17 protein-coding genes are annotated in these 15,193 nt (G+C 70.4%); 6 read left to right on the top strand and 11 right to left on the bottom strand.

The genetic code is table 11. The features are described 5' to 3' along the window. Positions 1-36 precede the first annotated feature (36 nt). Positions 37-531: an inorganic diphosphatase gene (locus N4P33_RS07645; RefSeq protein ID WP_260825568.1), complete on the top strand. Its 495-nt coding sequence runs from the start codon at positions 37-39 to the stop codon at positions 529-531. A gap of 151 nt (positions 532-682) precedes the next feature. Further along, the gene (locus N4P33_RS07640; protein ID WP_260825540.1) at positions 683-2,389 is read left to right on the top strand and encodes a threonine/serine exporter ThrE family protein; all 1,707 of its coding nucleotides are present in this window, start codon (positions 683-685) and stop codon (positions 2,387-2,389) included. A gap of 94 nt (positions 2,390-2,483) precedes the next feature. Here the strand turns inward: N4P33_RS07640 and N4P33_RS07635 are convergent, their stop codons facing one another. After that, a complete protein-coding gene (locus N4P33_RS07635) occupies positions 2,484-3,221 on the bottom strand; it encodes a DedA family protein (protein WP_399028933.1) in 738 nt (245 codons plus the stop codon). Between the two features lie 134 nt (positions 3,222-3,355). Between N4P33_RS07635 and N4P33_RS07630 the strand changes: the two genes are divergently transcribed. After that, positions 3,356-3,721: a YbjQ family protein gene (locus N4P33_RS07630; protein WP_260825539.1), complete on the top strand. Its 366-nt coding sequence runs from the start codon at positions 3,356-3,358 to the stop codon at positions 3,719-3,721. Positions 3,722-3,735: 14 nt separating this feature from the next. Here N4P33_RS07630 and N4P33_RS07625 read toward each other — a convergent pair whose 3' ends face one another. After that, a complete protein-coding gene (locus N4P33_RS07625) occupies positions 3,736-4,497 on the bottom strand; it encodes a MerR family transcriptional regulator (RefSeq protein ID WP_260825538.1) in 762 nt (253 codons plus the stop codon). 134 nt (positions 4,498-4,631) lie between these two features. On the opposite strand from N4P33_RS07625, the gene N4P33_RS07620 reads away from it, so the two are divergent. Both N4P33_RS07620 and N4P33_RS07615 read left to right on the top strand, forming a co-directional pair. Then, complete coding sequence (locus N4P33_RS07620) at positions 4,632-5,918, top strand: ion channel protein (RefSeq protein ID WP_260825537.1); 1,287 nt, start codon at positions 4,632-4,634, stop codon at positions 5,916-5,918. Between the two features lie 103 nt (positions 5,919-6,021). Then, positions 6,022-7,431, top strand: coding sequence for a glutamate decarboxylase (locus N4P33_RS07615; protein ID WP_260825536.1), 1,410 nt, complete (start codon positions 6,022-6,024; stop codon positions 7,429-7,431). 19 nt (positions 7,432-7,450) lie between these two features. Here N4P33_RS07615 and N4P33_RS07610 read toward each other — a convergent pair whose 3' ends face one another. The 6 genes from N4P33_RS07610 to N4P33_RS07585 all read right to left on the bottom strand — a co-directional run bounded on the left by N4P33_RS07610 (position 7,451) and on the right by N4P33_RS07585 (position 12,992). Continuing rightward, entirely contained in the window at positions 7,451-8,212 is a 762-nt protein-coding gene (locus N4P33_RS07610) for an ABC transporter permease (RefSeq protein ID WP_260825535.1), read from the bottom strand. After that, positions 8,209-9,177, bottom strand: coding sequence for an ATP-binding cassette domain-containing protein (locus tag N4P33_RS07605; protein WP_260825534.1), 969 nt, complete (start codon positions 9,175-9,177; stop codon positions 8,209-8,211). Before N4P33_RS07605 ends, N4P33_RS07610 begins: the two co-directional genes overlap by 4 nt. A gap of 90 nt (positions 9,178-9,267) precedes the next feature. After that, positions 9,268-9,909, bottom strand: a complete 642-nt coding sequence (locus N4P33_RS07600) for a PadR family transcriptional regulator (protein WP_260825533.1) — start codon at positions 9,907-9,909, stop codon at positions 9,268-9,270. Between the two features lie 24 nt (positions 9,910-9,933). Then, complete coding sequence (locus N4P33_RS07595) at positions 9,934-10,482, bottom strand: DinB family protein (RefSeq protein WP_260825532.1); 549 nt, start codon at positions 10,480-10,482, stop codon at positions 9,934-9,936. A 124-nt stretch (positions 10,483-10,606) separates the two neighbouring features. Continuing rightward, the gene (locus N4P33_RS07590) at positions 10,607-12,067 is read right to left on the bottom strand and encodes an aldehyde dehydrogenase family protein (protein ID WP_260825531.1); all 1,461 of its coding nucleotides are present in this window, start codon (positions 12,065-12,067) and stop codon (positions 10,607-10,609) included. A gap of 100 nt (positions 12,068-12,167) precedes the next feature. Continuing rightward, a complete protein-coding gene (locus tag N4P33_RS07585; protein ID WP_260825567.1) occupies positions 12,168-12,992 on the bottom strand; it encodes a helix-turn-helix transcriptional regulator in 825 nt (274 codons plus the stop codon). A gap of 364 nt (positions 12,993-13,356) precedes the next feature. On the opposite strand from N4P33_RS07585, the gene N4P33_RS07580 reads away from it, so the two are divergent. Next, on the top strand, positions 13,357-13,908 hold the full coding sequence (locus N4P33_RS07580; protein WP_260825530.1) for an ATP-binding protein: 552 nt from the start codon (positions 13,357-13,359) through the stop codon (positions 13,906-13,908). A gap of 80 nt (positions 13,909-13,988) precedes the next feature. Here N4P33_RS07580 and N4P33_RS07575 read toward each other — a convergent pair whose 3' ends face one another. From N4P33_RS07575 to N4P33_RS07565, 3 genes are all read right to left on the bottom strand, one after another. Continuing rightward, positions 13,989-14,273 carry a DUF397 domain-containing protein gene (locus N4P33_RS07575; protein ID WP_260825529.1) on the bottom strand — a complete coding sequence of 95 codons (285 nt, stop codon included), beginning with the start codon at positions 14,271-14,273 and terminating at the stop codon, positions 13,989-13,991. A gap of 208 nt (positions 14,274-14,481) precedes the next feature. Beyond that, positions 14,482-14,715: a 30S ribosomal protein S18 gene (rpsR, locus tag N4P33_RS07570; protein ID WP_260825528.1), complete on the bottom strand. Its 234-nt coding sequence runs from the start codon at positions 14,713-14,715 to the stop codon at positions 14,482-14,484. A 6-nt stretch (positions 14,716-14,721) separates the two neighbouring features. After that, positions 14,722-15,193: GTP-binding protein (locus tag N4P33_RS07565; protein ID WP_260825527.1), on the bottom strand; the 472-nt coding region annotated here is incomplete at its 5' end.

Raw genomic sequence — 15,193 nt, 5'->3', positions numbered from 1 at the left:
CACCAGAACTATGTGCTGATCATGGAGGAGCGTCCGGTGGAGTTCGACGTCACGATCGAGATCCCGAAGGGTTCGCGGAACAAGTACGAGGTGGACCACGAGACGGGTCGGATCCGCCTGGACCGTCGGCTCTTCACCTCGACCGCCTACCCGACCGACTACGGCTTCGTCGAGAACACCCTCGGTGAGGACGGCGACCCGCTGGACGCGCTGGTCATCCTGGACGAGCCGACGTTCCCGGGCTGCCTCATCAAGTGCCGCGCGATCGGCATGTTCCGTATGACGGACGAGGCCGGTGGCGACGACAAGCTGCTGTGCGTCCCGGCGACGGACCCGCGCGTGGAGCACCTGCGGGACATCCACCACGTGTCGGAGTTCGACCGTCTGGAGATCCAGCACTTCTTCGAGGTCTACAAGGACCTGGAGCCCGGCAAGTCGGTCGAGGGCGCCAACTGGGTGGGCCGTGTCGACGCCGAGGCCGAGATCGAGCGGTCCTACAAGCGTTTCAAGGAGCAGGGCGGCCACCACTGAGGTGTCCCCTCGGCGGCGTGAGCCGCGGAACGGGCCGTACGCGTGCGCGTGCGGCCCGTTCCGCTGTGCGTGCGCATACTGAGCTTGTACGGGGCAGGGGCCTGTACGGAGCAGGCAGACCGACCGGTGTCGTACAGGGAGCGCTACGCAGGTGACGGACGCGGAGGACCGCAAGCCGCAGTCGGACGAGGCGAGGAGTGCGTTCACGCCTCCGGCGGGCGTGCCGTCCCCTTGGGAGAGCGAATCCGAGATCACCTCGGAGTTCGCGATCCCCGAGGGGCTGGCCGTCCCCAGGACGGGGCCCGGCGGCGAGTCCGAGACCACCTCCGAGTTCGCGATCCCGGACGGGCTCGACGTGACCCCGGCGCCGCCCGCCGAGGCGGAGGGCTCCGCGTTCAGCACGCCCAGGACGTACAGCGCGAAGCAGCCGCCGCCCGCCTTCACCCCGGCCGGCGGCGTGCCGTTGGTCAGTCTGACCAAGGACGTGCCCTGGCAGGACCGGATGCGCACGATGCTGCGCATGCCGGTGGCCGAGCGTCCGGCGCCGGAGAAGGCCACGCCGAAGCCGGAGGAGGGCGGCCCGGCCGTCCCGCGCGTGCTCGACCTGACGCTGCGTATCGGGGAGCTGCTGCTCGCGGGCGGTGAGGGCGCGGAGGACGTGGAGGCGGCGATGTTCGCCGTGTGCCGCTCCTACGGCCTGGACCGCTGCGAACCGAACGTCACCTTCACCCTGCTGTCGATCTCGTACCAGCCGTCCCTGGTGGACGACCCGGTGACCGCCTCCCGTACGGTGCGCCGCCGGGGCACCGACTACACGCGTCTGGCGGCCGTGTACCGGCTGGTGGACGACCTGAGCGACGACGAGACGCACATCTCCCTGGAGGAGGCCTACCGGCGGCTCGCGGAGATCCGCCGCAACCGGCACCCGTATCCCGGCTGGGTGCTGACGGTGGCGAGCGGGCTGCTGGCGGGCGCGGCCTCGGTGCTGGTGGGCGGTGGGCCGCTGGTGTTCGTGGCCGCCGCGGTCGGCGCGATGCTCGGCGACCGGCTGGCGTGGCTGTGCGCGGGGCGGGGGCTGCCGGAGTTCTACCAGTTCACGGTGGCCGCGATGCCGCCGGCGGCGATCGGGGTGACGCTGACGCTGGCCCACGCGGACGTGACCGCCTCCGCGGTGATCACCGGTGGGCTGTTCGCGCTGCTGCCCGGGCGGGCGCTGGTGGCGGGCGTGCAGGACGGGCTGACCGGCTTCTACATCACCGCGTCGGCGCGGCTGCTGGAGGTCCTGTACTTCTTCGTGGGCATCGTGGCCGGGGTGCTGGTGGTGCTGTACTTCGGCGTGCAGCTGGGCGCCGAGCTCAACCCGGACGCGGCGCTGGCGATCTCCGAGCGTCCGGTGTGGCAGATCCTCGCGTCGATGCTGCTGTCGCTGACGTTCGCCGTGCTGTTGCAGCAGGAGCGGCACACCGTGCTGATGGTGACCCTCAACGGTGGGGTCGCGTGGGTGGTGTACGGCGCGATGCACTACGCCGGTGAAATCTCGCCGGTCGCCTCTACGGCGGCTGCTGCGGGGGTCGTCGGGCTGTTCGGGCAGTTGCTGTCGCGGTACCGGTTCGCGTCGGCGTTGCCGTACACGACGGCGGCGATCGGGCCCCTGCTGCCGGGTTCCGCGACGTACTTCGGACTGCTGGCGATCGCGCAGAACGAGGTCGATGCGGGGTTGGTGTTCCTCACGCAGGCGGTGGCTCTGGCGATGGCCATCGCGATCGGGGTGAATCTCGGGTCGGAGATCTCGCGGATGTTCTTGCGGATCGGCTCCGCCGAGAAGCGGCGGGCGGCCAAGCGGACGCGGGGATTCTGAGAAGGGTGCCTACGAGCTCGGGGGGCGCGGTTCGTTCGCGGGTGCGGGTGCGTCGTGGCTGGTCGCGCAGTTCCCCGCGCCCCTTGGGTTGGCTTCAGTAGCGCCGGTCGTAAGGCTGCTGCGGGTCGATGCGCCGCAGTTGGGTCGTCGGCTCGTCCATCACCGGGTACGGGGGCTGCTGCTGAGGTGCCGGAGGCTGGTTCGCCGCCGCTCGCTTCTTCTTGCCGCGCTCCCGGACGTACTCGATGATGATCGGGACCACGGACAGGAAGACGATCAGGACCAGAATCGCCTCGACGTTCGTCTTGATGAACTCGATCTGGCCGAGCCAGTAGCCGGCGCAGGTGACGCCCGAGCCCCAGGCGATGCCGCCGATCACGTTGTACGTGAAGAACGTGCGGTACTTCATGCGGCCGGCGCCGGCCACGATGGGGGCGAAGGTGCGCACGATGGGGACGAAGCGGGCCAGGACGATCGCCTTCGGGCCGTACTTCTCCATGAACTCGTGGGCCTTCTCCAGGTTCTCCTGCTTGAAGAGCCTGGAGTTGGGGCGGTTGAAGATTCTCGGGCCGAAGAACTTGCCGATCATGTAGCCGACCTGGTCGCCGACGACCGCGGCGATCACGATCAGCGTGCAGACCAGCCACAGCGGCTGGCTGATGTAGTTGCCCTCGGCCACGAAGAGGCCCGCCGTGAACAGCAGGGAGTCGCCGGGCAGAAAAGCGAAGAGTCCGGACTCGGCGAAGACGATCAGCAGGATGCCGGGGAGGCTGAACGTCTCGATCAGGTAGTCCGGGCTCAGCCACTCGGGGCCGAGCGCAAGGGTGGTCACGGGGCTGTGGCTCCTGCTGCTTGGGGGGATGGGCAAGGGCTGGCTGCCCAAATTATCAACGCAGCCGCCGCGGCCCAGGTTCCATGGGCGTACCCAGGATGCACTGTGCCCCGCCCTGGGCAAACCTGTGGACCATGGGCATCGAAGAATACGGCGGTGGACAGGGCCCCGAACCGGACGTCCTGGTGGTCACGACGAACGACGTCCCCGGCTACCGGGTGCAGGCAATCATCGGCGAGGTCTTCGGACTGACCGTGCGCTCGCGCCACGTCGGCAGCCAGATCGGCGCCGGGCTGAAGTCGCTGGTCGGCGGGGAGCTCAAGGGGCTCACCAAGACGCTGGTGGAGACCCGCAACCAGGCGATGGCGCGGCTCGTGGAGCAGGCACGCGCGCGGGGCGCGAACGGGGTGCTGGCGTTCCGCTTCGACGTGACGGACGCGGCGGACGTCGGCACCGAGGTGTGCGCGTACGGAACGGCGGTGGTCCTGGCCCGGGAGTGACCCCGGGCCAGGAATCACGCGGTGTGCCGGACGGCGTTGGCGAGGATCGCGTCCCGCATGTAGGCGGCGAGACCGGGCTTCGCCTGGTCGATGTTGCGCGTGAAGCGTTCGTCGTTGACGTACATCTCGCCCAGGCAGGTGTGCATCTCGTAACCGCAGTCGTAGTGGTTGCGGGAGATGCCCTGCCGGTGATCCTCGGCGACGTCCATGGCCGCCTCGGACTCGGCGGGCTCACCGGCCTCCATCAGGGCGACGAAGCGCCGGGTGAGCTCGTCGGCCTCGCGCTGGATGCGCTGCCAGTCCTCCTTGGTGTAGGAGGCGGCCCGCTGCTGCGACTGACGGTAGGCGTCGGTGTCGCCCCAGCGCTGCTGGACCTCCTCCTCGTACTGGTCGGGGTCGAAGTCACCGAAGACCTCGAACTTCTCCTCGGGCGTGAGGTTGATGCCCATCGTGCGTGCCTCCATGGCGTGCTCCACGGCCGCCGCCATCTTCTGCAGCTTCTCGATCCGGGCGGTCAGCAGCTCGTGCTGGCGGCGCAGATGCGCGCGCGGGTCCGCGGCCGGGTCGTCGAGCAGGGCGGCGACCTCCTCGAGCGGGAAGCCGAGCTCCCGGTAGAACAGGATCTGCTGCAGCCGGTCGAGGTCGGCGTCGCTGTAGCGCCGGTGCCCCGCGTTGCTGCGCTCGCTCGGGACGAGCAGGCCGATGTCGTCGTAGTGGTGCAGGGTGCGCACCGTGACTCCGGCGAAGCCGGCCACCTGTCCGACGGAGTAGCTCACTTCCGCTCCCTTCTCGGTACGCACGTCACGATGAGTCCTCACGTGACGTGAGGTGCAAGCCCGTTTTCCCCGCGGTGGTCGCGCGGGCCGATGTCGCGCCGGGTATGTCCGCTTGATCCGCTTATCGTGTGCGAGTGGTCCAGCACAGCGAGCAGGCGGCGCCCTCCGCCACCCCGGCGACCCCGGCGCGCTCGCTGCTGCCCACCATCGTCCCGGCTCTGCTCGTCGGCATCCTCGCGAGCCTGCTCCTGGTGGGGGTCGAGGTCGCGGCCGAGGAACTGGAGCACGTGCTGTGGCAGGGCCTGCCGGACGCGCTGGGGGTCGGCCGGTACTCCGTGCTGTGGATGTTCGTGGTACTGGTGGCCACCGGGATCGCGGTCGGTCTGGTGGTGTGGCTGACGCCGGGGCACGCCGGTCCGGACCCGGCGACGACGGGGCTCGACGCGCCCGTGCTGCCGCCGGTGGTGCTGCCGGGGCTGGTTCTGGTCACCGGTCTGATGCTGGCGGGCGGGCCGAGCCTCGGCCCGGAGAACCCGATCATCGCCGTGAACGTCTCCCTGGCGGTCTGGCTGGGTGTCAAAGCCTTCCCGAAGTCCCCGCGGCACGGCTGGGTGGCGCTCGCGGAGGCGGCCACGATCGGCGCGCTGTTCGGCACGCCCGTGGCCGCCGCGCTGATCCTCTCCGAGGTGCTGACCGGGCAGCCGGCCAAGGGACTGCTCTGGGACAAGCTGTTCGCGCCGCTGATGGCCGCGGGGGCCGGTGCGCTCACCGTCACCCTGGTGTCGGCCCCCAGCTTCGATCTGGACCTGCCGTCGTTCGGCCACCCCGGATGGGCCGATCTGCTGTCGGCCGTCACCGTCGCCGTGGTGGGGGCGCTGCTCGGCATGAGCGCCGTGTACGCCTTCCCGTACGTCCACGGCGCGTTCCGGCGGCTGCGGCACCCGATGCTGATGCTCCCGGCCGGCGGGGCCGTGCTGGGCGCTCTGGCGGCGCTGGGCGGGCATCTGACGCTGTTCAAGGGGCTCGACGAGATGGCGGAACTGGCCTCCGACCCCGGGGGCTGGTCGGCGGGCGAGTTCGCCACGATGACGGTGGTGAAGCTGGCGGCGCTGCTCGTCGCCGCGTCCTGCGGTTTCCGGGGCGGGCGGATCTTTCCGGCGGTGTTCGTCGGGGCCGCGCTCGGGCTGTGCGCGCACGCGCTCGTCCCCGGGGTGCATCCGGCGGTGGGCGTGGCGGCGGGGGTGCTGGGGATCCTGCTGGCGATCACCCGGCAGGGGTGGGTGAGCCTGTTCGTCGCGTCCGTGCTCGTCATCTCACCGGGCATCGTCGCGCTGCTGTGCATCGCCTCGCTGCCGGCGTGGCTGCTGGTGACCGGACGCCCGCAGATGCAGCTCCGGCCGGACGGCAAGGCGGTGCGCTGACCGCCGTACGCCTTTCCACGTTCCCGCACCCGGACACCCCGCCCTGTGTCGACCTACGCCCCCTCACAACCCGCCCCAGACCCCGGCACCCCGGAGGGAATCCATGCCGCTCCACGAAGGCCCGAGCACCGACGAACGCCCCCTGTCCGTCAACCCCTTCCTCGGGGCGGCGAACCCCGTCGGCGACATGACCGGGTCACCGCCCAAGCACCGGCTGCCCGAGACACCCATGGCGCCCTCGACGGCGTATCAGCTGGTGCACGACGAGCTGATGCTGGACGGCAACGCACGGCTGAACCTCGCCACCTTCGTCACCACCTGGATGGAGCCGCAGGCCGGGGTGCTGATGGCGGATTGCCGGGACAAGAACATGATCGACAAGGACGAGTACCCGCGCACCGCCGAGCTGGAGCGGCGCTGCGTGGCGATGCTCGCCGATCTGTGGCACGCGCCCGATCCGTCGGCCGCCGTGGGCTGTTCGACGACCGGTTCGAGCGAGGCGTGCATGCTCGCCGGGATGGCGCTGAAGCGGCGCTGGGCGCTGCGCAACGCCGACCGGTATCCGTCGAAGGACGCCCGGCCGAACCTCGTCATGGGCATCAACGTGCAGGTCTGCTGGGAGAAGTTCTGCGCCTTCTGGGAGGTGGAGGCCCGTCAGGTGCCCATGGAGGGCGAGCGCTTCCATCTGGACCCCGAGGCCGCCGCGGCGCTGTGCGACGAGAACACCATCGGGGTCGTCGGCATCCTGGGCTCCACCTTCGACGGCTCCTACGAGCCGATCGCGGACCTGTGCGCGGCGCTGGACGCGCTCCAGGAGCGGACCGGTCTCGACATCCCGGTGCACGTCGACGGGGCGTCCGGCGCGATGATCGCGCCGTTCCTCGACGAGGACCTGGTGTGGGACTTCCGGCTCCCGCGCGTGGCGTCGATCAACACCTCGGGGCACAAGTACGGCCTGGTCTATCCGGGCGTCGGCTGGGCGCTGTGGCGGGACGCGGCGGCGCTGCCCGAGGAGCTGGTGTTCCGGGTGAACTACCTGGGCGGCGACATGCCGACCTTCGCGCTGAACTTCTCCCGGCCGGGCGCCCAGGTCGCGGCGCAGTACTACACGTTCCTCAGGCTCGGCCGGGAGGGCTACCGGGCGGTGCAGCAGGCGTCCCGGGACGTGGCGCGCTCGCTCGCCGAACGGATCGAGGCGCTCGGCGACTTCCGGCTGCTGACCCGAGGCGACCAGTTGCCGGTGCTCGCGTTCACCACGGCGGCCGACGTGACGGCGTACGACGTCTTCGACGTGGCCCGGCGGCTGCGCGAGCACGGCTGGCTGGTACCGGCGTACACCTTCCCGGCGAACCGTCAGGACCTGTCCGTGCTGCGTGTGGTGTGCCGCAACGGCTTCTCCGAGGACCTGGCCGACCTGCTGGAGGACGACCTCGTACGCCTCCTGCCGGACCTGCGCCGGCAGCCGCGCCCCCTCACCGAGGACAGGGGCGCGGCGACCGGCTTCCATCACTAGTGCCGCGGCACTAGAGGGCCTAACGGCTCAGGCGCCCGAACCGCCGTACCGCCAGCGGGAAGAACACCGCGAGCAGCGCGAGGGACCAGGCGACGGCCGGCCACACGTGTCCGGGCTCGCCACCGGGGCTGCCGAACAGGTCACGGACGGCCGTGGCGACCTGGGACATGGGGTTCCACTGGACGACCGTGCCCAGCCAGTCGGGCATGGACTCGGGTGCGGCGAAGGCGTTGGACACGAAGCCGACCGGCCAGACCAGGATCTGCACCGCCTGCACCATCTCCGGCTTGCCTGCCACCAGCGCCAGATGAATGCCGATCCACAGCATGGCGAAGCGGAACAGCAGAAGCAGCCCCACGGCCCCGAGGAAGCCCGCTAGGCCGCCGTTCGCGCGCCAGCCGAGCGCCGCGGCGACGGCGAGCAGCACCGCGAGACCGAGCACGGACTGGAGCATGTCGGCGGCCGACCGGCCCACCAGGACGGCGCCGTCGGCCATCGGCATGGAGCGGAAGCGGTCGATGACGCCCTTGCCCAGGTCCTGGGTGACGTTGACCATCGTGCCCTCCAGGCCGAAGGCCATGGTGAGCGCCAGCATGCCGGGGACGAGGAAGTCGAGATACTCGCCGCTCACGCCCCGCCCGCCGCCGATCAGGTAGCCGAACATCAGCAGGAGCATCACCGGGAAGACCAGGTTCACCACCACCGCGACCGGCTGCCGTCCCCAGCGGGCGAGTTCGCGGCGGGTCATGGTCCAGGAGTCGGTCAGTGCGTAGGCGGTCACGCGGCCTCCTTCACTCGGTCGTCGTGCCCGGTCAGCCGCAGGAACACCTCGTCGAGCGTGGGCCTGCGCAGGGCGATGTCCTCGGCCTCGATGCCCGCGTCCTCGAGCGCGCGGACGACCCCGGCCAGCGCCGCCATGCGGTCGGTGACGGGGGCGCTCAGCAGCCGCCGGTCGGTGTCCACCGTCACCTCGTCCTTCGCCACCGGCAGCAGGGCGACGGCCGCGCCCAGCTGTCCGGCGTCGCGCAGCACGACGTCGATGCGGTCGCCGCCGATGGCCGCCTTCAGCTCGTCGGCGGTGCCGTCCGCGATGACGCGGCCGGTGTCCACGAGCGAGATGCGGTCGGCGAGCTGGTCGGCCTCCTCCAGGTACTGGGTGGTGAGCAGGACCGTCGTGCCGCCCCCGACCAGGGAGCGGACCGACGCCCACACCTCGGCGCGGCCGCGCGGGTCGAGGCCGGTGGTGGGTTCGTCCAGGAAGAGCACCTCCGGTTCGGTGATCAGGGAGGCGGCGAGGTCGAGGCGGCGCCGCATGCCTCCGCTGTAGGCGCGCACCGGCTTGCGGCCGGTGGCGGTGAGCTCGAACCGCTCCAGCAGTTCGTCCGCACGCGCGCGTGCCCGCCGCGTGCCCAGGTGGTGCAGGCGGCCGAACAGCTCCAGGTTCTGCCGGCCGCCGAGTTCCTCGTCGAGCGCCGCGTGCTGGCCGAGCAGGCCGATGCGCAGGCGTACGGCGTACGCCTCGCGGACCACGTCGTGCCCCGCCACCTCGACCCGGCCCGCGTCAGGCCGCAGCAGGGTGGCCAGGATCCGGACCAGGGTGGTCTTCCCGGCGCCGTTGGGCCCCAGCACCCCGTGCACCGTGCCGCGCGCGACCGTGAGGTCGAGCCCGTCCAGCGCGGGCTTGCCGCGCTTGTCGTTTCCGTACGTCTTGCGTGCGCCCTCGACGATGATCGCCGCGTCGGCCACTGAGACTCCCTAACTAGTCAAGCTTGACTACTGACTCGAAGGTATCCCCGTCCGAAGCATTAGTCAAACTTGATTAACGGAGGTTCTGTCTCAGCGCTCGTCCCCGGGGTGCCGCTCCCCCGTCGCGAACGGGTTCTCCTCGCCCTCGGCCAGGACGGCGACGAACGGCTCGCCCTCACCTGCGAAGGTGTACGCGCCGCCCCGGACGCGCTCGATAAGACCGCGGGTCCACGCGGCGCCCGTGTCGGCCGAGTGGACCCAGAAGTCCATGATCTCCCCGATGTGCCCGAGCTGGCCGGGCCCGCCCTCGGGCGTGTAGTACTCGGTGACCGCCTCGCGCCAGGTCTCGATCGCCCGCACCCGCTCCTCCAGCAGGGCGACGGCCTCCGCCCGTTCGAGGTCGACGATGAAGCCGAGCGCCGCGGAGAACACGTCCGGCTTCTGGTCGTACGACGTCAGGGACGCCCGCAGCAGCCGGAAGTACTCCTCGGTGCCCTGGTCGGTGATCTCGTACTCGGTGCGCGGCGGACCGCCGGCCGTGGAGGGGGCGATCTCGTGCGCGTGCAGCAGCCCTTGCTTCGCCATCTGCTTCAGGGCGTGGTAGATCGAGCCCGGCTTGGCGTTGGACCACTCGTGCGCGCCCCAGAACTCCAGGTCGTTGCGCACCTGGTAGCCGTGGGCCCGCCCGTGCTGGCGCACCGCGCCGAGCACGAGAAGACGGATCACTGACATGCGCCCAGCGTAGGACCCCGGGGGTCAGCCCCACTCGGTGCCCTGCTCCATGGCCACCAGCTCGAAGGCGGTCTTGCCGTCCAGCGACTCGCGGATGATGTCGGCGTGACCGGCGTGGCGGGCGGTCTCGCGGATCAGGTGCAGACACAGCCAGCGCATCGATAGATGCTCCTCCTGCGGGTGCCAGGACGACTTCGGCAGCAGGAAGGTGTCGTCGAGGCTGGGCACGGCCCGGATGAACGCCTCCGTCTCGGCGGCCACCTTCTCCCAGTACGCCAGCTGCCCTTCGAGGGTCTCGTCGCCGGCCAGCCGGAAGCACTCGTCCCAGTTCGACTCGTCACGGGCGACGGCCGGCGCCTCGCCCTTGGCGCGGGCGATCCACCCCTGCTCGACCTCGGCGACATGCTTGACCAGCCCCGCGAGGGACAGCTCGCTCGCGGAGGGCCGGGAGGAGGCCTGCTCCTCGGTGAGCCCGAGCACCGCCCGGCGGATGCCGCCGCGCTGCTCCGTCAGGAACGCCAGCAGCGCTCCCCGCTCGTCACCGTGCGCCTCGGCGGGAACGTGAGTGACCATGACCGGCCGCCTTTCGTCGGAGGGGCTCACCGCCCCGGTTCTCTCTGACACCGACGACGCTACGGGCCCTTGCGGTCAGCTTCTGTCCGCAAGGGCCCGTTCGCAATTCCGCCAGAGGTGCGGCTCAGAACGGGAACCCGCTCCTGCCGTGCTGCACCGAGATCCACTTCAGGGTGGTGAAGGCGTCCAGCATGGTGTCGCCGTTCAGACGGCCGACGCCCGAGTGCTTCTCGCCGCCGAAGGGGACGATCGGCTCGTCGTGGACGGTGCCGTCGTTGACGTGGAACATCCCGGTGTCGATCCGCTTGGCGAAGGCGACGCCCCGCTCGACGTCCCCGGTGTGCACCGCGCCGCTCAGGCCGTACGGGGTGTCGTTGACGAGGCGGACGGCCTCCTCCTCGCCGTCGAACGGCACCAGGAACACGACCGGGCCGAAGACCTCCTGCCGGAGCAGGGCGGAGTCGGCGGGCAGGCCGGTGAGGACGGACGGCTCGACCAGGTTGTCCCGCCGGTCGCCGCGCACCAGGGCGGTCGCGCCCTCGGCGAGGGCCTGCTCGACGACGCCCGAGACCGCGTCCGCCTGCTGGGAGTTGATCACCGGGCCGATGACGGTCTCCGGGTCGCGCGGGTCACCGGCCTTGAGGGTGCGGACCTTGGCGGCGAACTTCTCGGTGAACTCGTCCGCGACCGACCGGTCGACCAGGACGCGGTTCGCGGCCATGCAGACCTGGCCCTGATGGACGTACCGGCTGAAGACCGCCGCGTCGACCGCGTAGTCGATGTCCGCGTCGTCGAGGACCACCAGGGCGCTGTTGCCGCCCAGTTCGAGCACCGTGCGCTTGAAGTGGCCGGCGCAGACGGTGGCGACATGGCGGCCGACCTTGTCGGAACCGGTGAACGAGATGACCTTCGGGACCGGGTGCTCGATGAAGGCGTCGCCGATCTCGGCGATGTCCGTGACGACGACGTTCAGCAGGCCGCCCGGCAGGCCCGCGTCCTCGAAGATCTTCGCGACCAGGGTGCCACCCACGATCGGCGTGTTCTGGTGCGGCTTGAGGACGACGGCGTTGCCGAGCGCGAGCGCCGGCGCGACCGACTTGACGGACAGCAGGAACGGGAAGTTGAAGGGGCTGATGACGCCCACGACGCCGACCGGGACGCGGTAGACGCGGTTCTCCTTGCCGTCCACCGGCGAGGGGATGATCCGGCCCTCGGGCGCCAGGGCCAGGTGGACCGCCTCGCGCAGGAACTCCTTGGCGAGGTGCAGCTCGAACGCGGCCTTCAGACGCGTGCCGCCGAGCTCGGCGACGATCGCCTCGGAGATCTCCTCCTCGCGCTCCTCGATCAGCCTGAGGGCCTTCTCGAAGACCGCGCGGCGGGCGTAGGGGTTGGTCGCCGCCCACTGCTCCTGCGCGCGGGCGGCGGCCCGGTACGCCTGATCGACCTCGTCGACCGTGGCTATGGTGATCGACGCGAGCTTCTCGTCGTCGTACGGGTTGAAGTCGATGATGTCCCAGGATCCGGTGCCCGGGCGCCACTCACCGTCGATGTACTGCTGCGCCAGGTCGGTGAAGTACGACGACATGCGATCCCTCAATCCCCTGCTGCCGAAGCAGAACCCAGATCAACTCACGGTCCGATCAACGCCTGATCAATATCTGATCACACGTCATCGTACTTGTGTTTCAGGAGAGTTGAAGGAGTCCCCGGAGAAGGTCCCGGCTCTCCGAAGGGCCCGGGCTGTCGTGCTGGAGCTCCTTGAGGGCCTTCTCGTACTGGGCGACGTCCTCGGCCTTGTCCAGGTACAGCGCGCTGGTCAGCTGCTCCAGATACACGACGTCGGACAGGTCGGACTCGGGGAAGCTCAGGATGGTGAACGCGCCGGACTCCCCGGAGTGCCCGCCGAGGCTGAACGGCATCACCTGGAGACGGACGTTGGGCCGCTCGGAGATCTCGATCAGATGCTGGAGCTGCCCGCGCATCACCTCGCGGTCGCCGTAGGGGCGGCGCAGGCCGGCCTCGTCGAGGACGACGTGGAACTCCGGGGCGTTCTCCGCCACCAGGTACTTCTGCCGCTCCAGCCGCAGCGCGACCCGGCGTTCGACGTCCGCCTCGCTCGCGCCCTTCATGCCGCGCCGCACCACCGCGCGGGCATAACTCTCGGTCTGCAGCAGGCCGTGCACGAACTGCACCTCGTACGCCCGGATCAGGGAGGCCGCGCCCTCCAGGCCGACGTACGTGGGGAACCAGCTCGGCAGGACGTCCGAGTAACTGTGCCACCAGCCCGCGACGTTGGCCTCGCGGGCGAGGGAGAGCAACGAGGTGCGCTCCTGCTCGTCCGTGATGCCGTACAGCGTCAGCAGGTCCTCCACGTCCCTGGTCTTGAAGCTCACCCGGCCCAACTCCATCCGGCTGATCTTCGACTCCGAGGCGCGGATCGAGTAACCCGCCGCCTCGCGCGTGATCCCCCGCGCCTCACGCAGTCGCCTGAGTTGTGATCCGAGCAGCATGCGCCGCACCACCGATCCCGGCTCTCCCGCGCTCACGTTCGCCAGCCTCCCCAACATCCGCAGGGCCCGCAGTCTGCCACTAAAACACTCCGAGCAGTACTCGTCCGGTTACGGAAACGGAATCCGGCCAAGGAAACCGGTCGGAAACGGGCAAGGAGAGGGCAAGGGCCCGGCCAGAAGAGGAGGTGAAGATGACGGAAAAATTGGCCAACAAGCGGTACGGGCAGGTCCATTTCGGTCAGCTGCACGTGCATCTGCCCTTGCATCTGCTGTTCGGTTCCGAAACCATGGTCCCCGCACCACCGCCGCCTCGCCAGCAAGCGAACTCCCGGGAGTGCCTCGCATGGGGACGAATGGATCGACCATGCTCGAGCCGTTACGGCAGGGCCTTCCGCCGCTGGACCCCGCGGCCGTGTCCGACGCCGCCTCCTGCGCCCTCCCCGCCCGGTACGAAGCGGTGGGCGACGCCCGGCGGTTCACCCGCAGAACCCTCGACCAGTGGGACCTGGGCGAGCGGTTCGACGACGTGTGTCTGGTCGTCTCCGAGCTGGTCACCAACGCGCTGCGGCACGGCCTGCCGCTTCCCCGCCGCCACCCTTCCAACGAGGCCCTGCGGGCCGCTCCGCTTGATCCGGCGAACACCCCCCGGCTGACCGAGCAGGAACCGCCGGTGCGGCTGCATCTGATGCGGTGGACCGAGCGCCTGGTGTGCGCGGTGCGCGACCCCAGCCGGGAGAGCCCCGTCACCCGGGACTCCGACGACTTCTCCGCCGAGTCGGGCCGCGGCCTGTTCCTCGTCGACTCCTTCAGCGACGGCTGGGGCTGGCACCCGATGGCGGGCGCCCTCGGCGGGAAGGTGGTGTGGGCACTGTTCCGGCTCCAGCACGCGGGCGAGCGTCAGAGTCCCTCCGACTGACGTACCGCGGCGCCTCACCGCGCCGCGGTTCTACGCGCGTCACATTCCGGTCGGTATCCGGCATCCCGCCGGACCGGCGATCAGCCGGCAACCAGGTGATCGAACTCGCCGTCCTTCACACCGAGCAGCATCGCCTCGATCTCCGCGCGCGTGTAGACGAGCGCGGGGCCGTCCGGGAAGCGGGAGTTGCGCACGGCCACGTCCCCGCCGGGCAGGCGCGCGAACTCCACGCAGGAGCCCTGGGAGTTGCTGTGCCGGCTCTTCTGCCAGGCCACGCCGTTCAGCCTGGTGGCCGCCATGCCGTTGTACACGCCGGACGCGTCGGCACCGTCGTACACGTCACCGTCGTACACGTCGTGGTCCACAGGTCGCTCCCCGGTGTGCACTGGCTGGTGTGGCTGCTGATGCCAAGGTCAACTGACCCGGATCATAGCTGCGTTCCTGTGCAGATGCATGGGCAGATGCACGTGCACGCGGGGTTATCCTGCGGTTACAGCGTCACCGGACGCCGGACGGCCCCCCGCTGTAGATGAGACGCAGCCGGGGGCTTTTGTGTTCCCTTGAACTTTCCCCCTAGCGGCTCGCGTACGGCAGCAGGGCCATCTCGCGGGCGTTCTTCACGGCCCTGGCCAGCTGCCGCTGCTGCTGGGCGGTGACCCGGGTGACGCGGCGGCTGCGGATCTTGCCGCGGTCGGAGAGGAACTTCCGCAGCAGATCGGTGTCCTTGTAGTCGATGTAGGTGATCCCGGCCTGGTCCAGCGGATTGGGGCGGGCCTTGGCGGGCTTGCGGTCGGTCCTGCGGGGCATGGGGGTTCAGACCTCCAGGAGGGTGTCGAAGGCGTGCGGCAGCCGCTGCCAGGCGTCGGGGCCCGCGGCGTACTCGGTGTCGGTCAGCAGGCAGGAGTCCAGGACCCGGTGCAGCCCCTCGCGGTCGAGCGCGGGCGAGGTGAAGACCAGGTGCTGGCAGCGGTCCCCGTGCTCGGGGTGCCAGTCCAGTGCGGCGGCGGCCCGGCGCACCGGCGGCACCATGTCCCAGGCGGCGTCCGGCAGCGAGGCCAGCCACGGCCCCGCGCTCTCCACGCACAGAGCGCCGCCCGCCGCGTCCCAGTGGAACAGCGTGTCCGGCTTGTCGGCGAGCCAGAACCGGCCCCGGCTGCGCACGGCGGCGCAGGTGAGGTCCTCCAGGGCGGCGTAGAGCCGCTCCGGGTGGAAGGGGCGGTGCCGGCGCCAGACGAGGGTGGAGACGCCGTGCGCGTCGGCCTCGGCGGGCAGCAGCGCGCACGCC

This window comes from Streptomyces sp. 15-116A, from assembly GCF_025290915.1.
GTDB lineage: Bacteria > Actinomycetota > Actinomycetes > Streptomycetales > Streptomycetaceae > Streptomyces.
This window is presented reverse-complemented; position numbering and strand designations above follow the sequence as displayed.

Coding starts and splice junctions, on each gene's coding strand:
- N4P33_RS07630 (WP_260825539.1), top strand. CDS start 3,356: ATGGGCATCGAAGAATACGGCGGTGGACAGGGCCCCGAACCGGACGTC.
- N4P33_RS07615 (WP_260825536.1), top strand. CDS start 6,022: ATGCCGCTCCACGAAGGCCCGAGCACCGACGAACGCCCCCTGTCCGTC.
- N4P33_RS07600 (WP_260825533.1), bottom strand. CDS start 9,909: ATGTCAGTGATCCGTCTTCTCGTGCTCGGCGCGGTGCGCCAGCACGGG.
- N4P33_RS07595 (WP_260825532.1), bottom strand. CDS start 10,482: ATGGTCACTCACGTTCCCGCCGAGGCGCACGGTGACGAGCGGGGAGCG.
- N4P33_RS07590 (WP_260825531.1), bottom strand. CDS start 12,067: ATGTCGTCGTACTTCACCGACCTGGCGCAGCAGTACATCGACGGTGAG.
- N4P33_RS07585 (WP_260825567.1), bottom strand. CDS start 12,992: ATGCTGCTCGGATCACAACTCAGGCGACTGCGTGAGGCGCGGGGGATC.
- N4P33_RS07580 (WP_260825530.1), top strand. CDS start 13,357: ATGCTCGAGCCGTTACGGCAGGGCCTTCCGCCGCTGGACCCCGCGGCC.
- rpsR (WP_260825528.1), bottom strand. CDS start 14,715: ATGCCCCGCAGGACCGACCGCAAGCCCGCCAAGGCCCGCCCCAATCCG.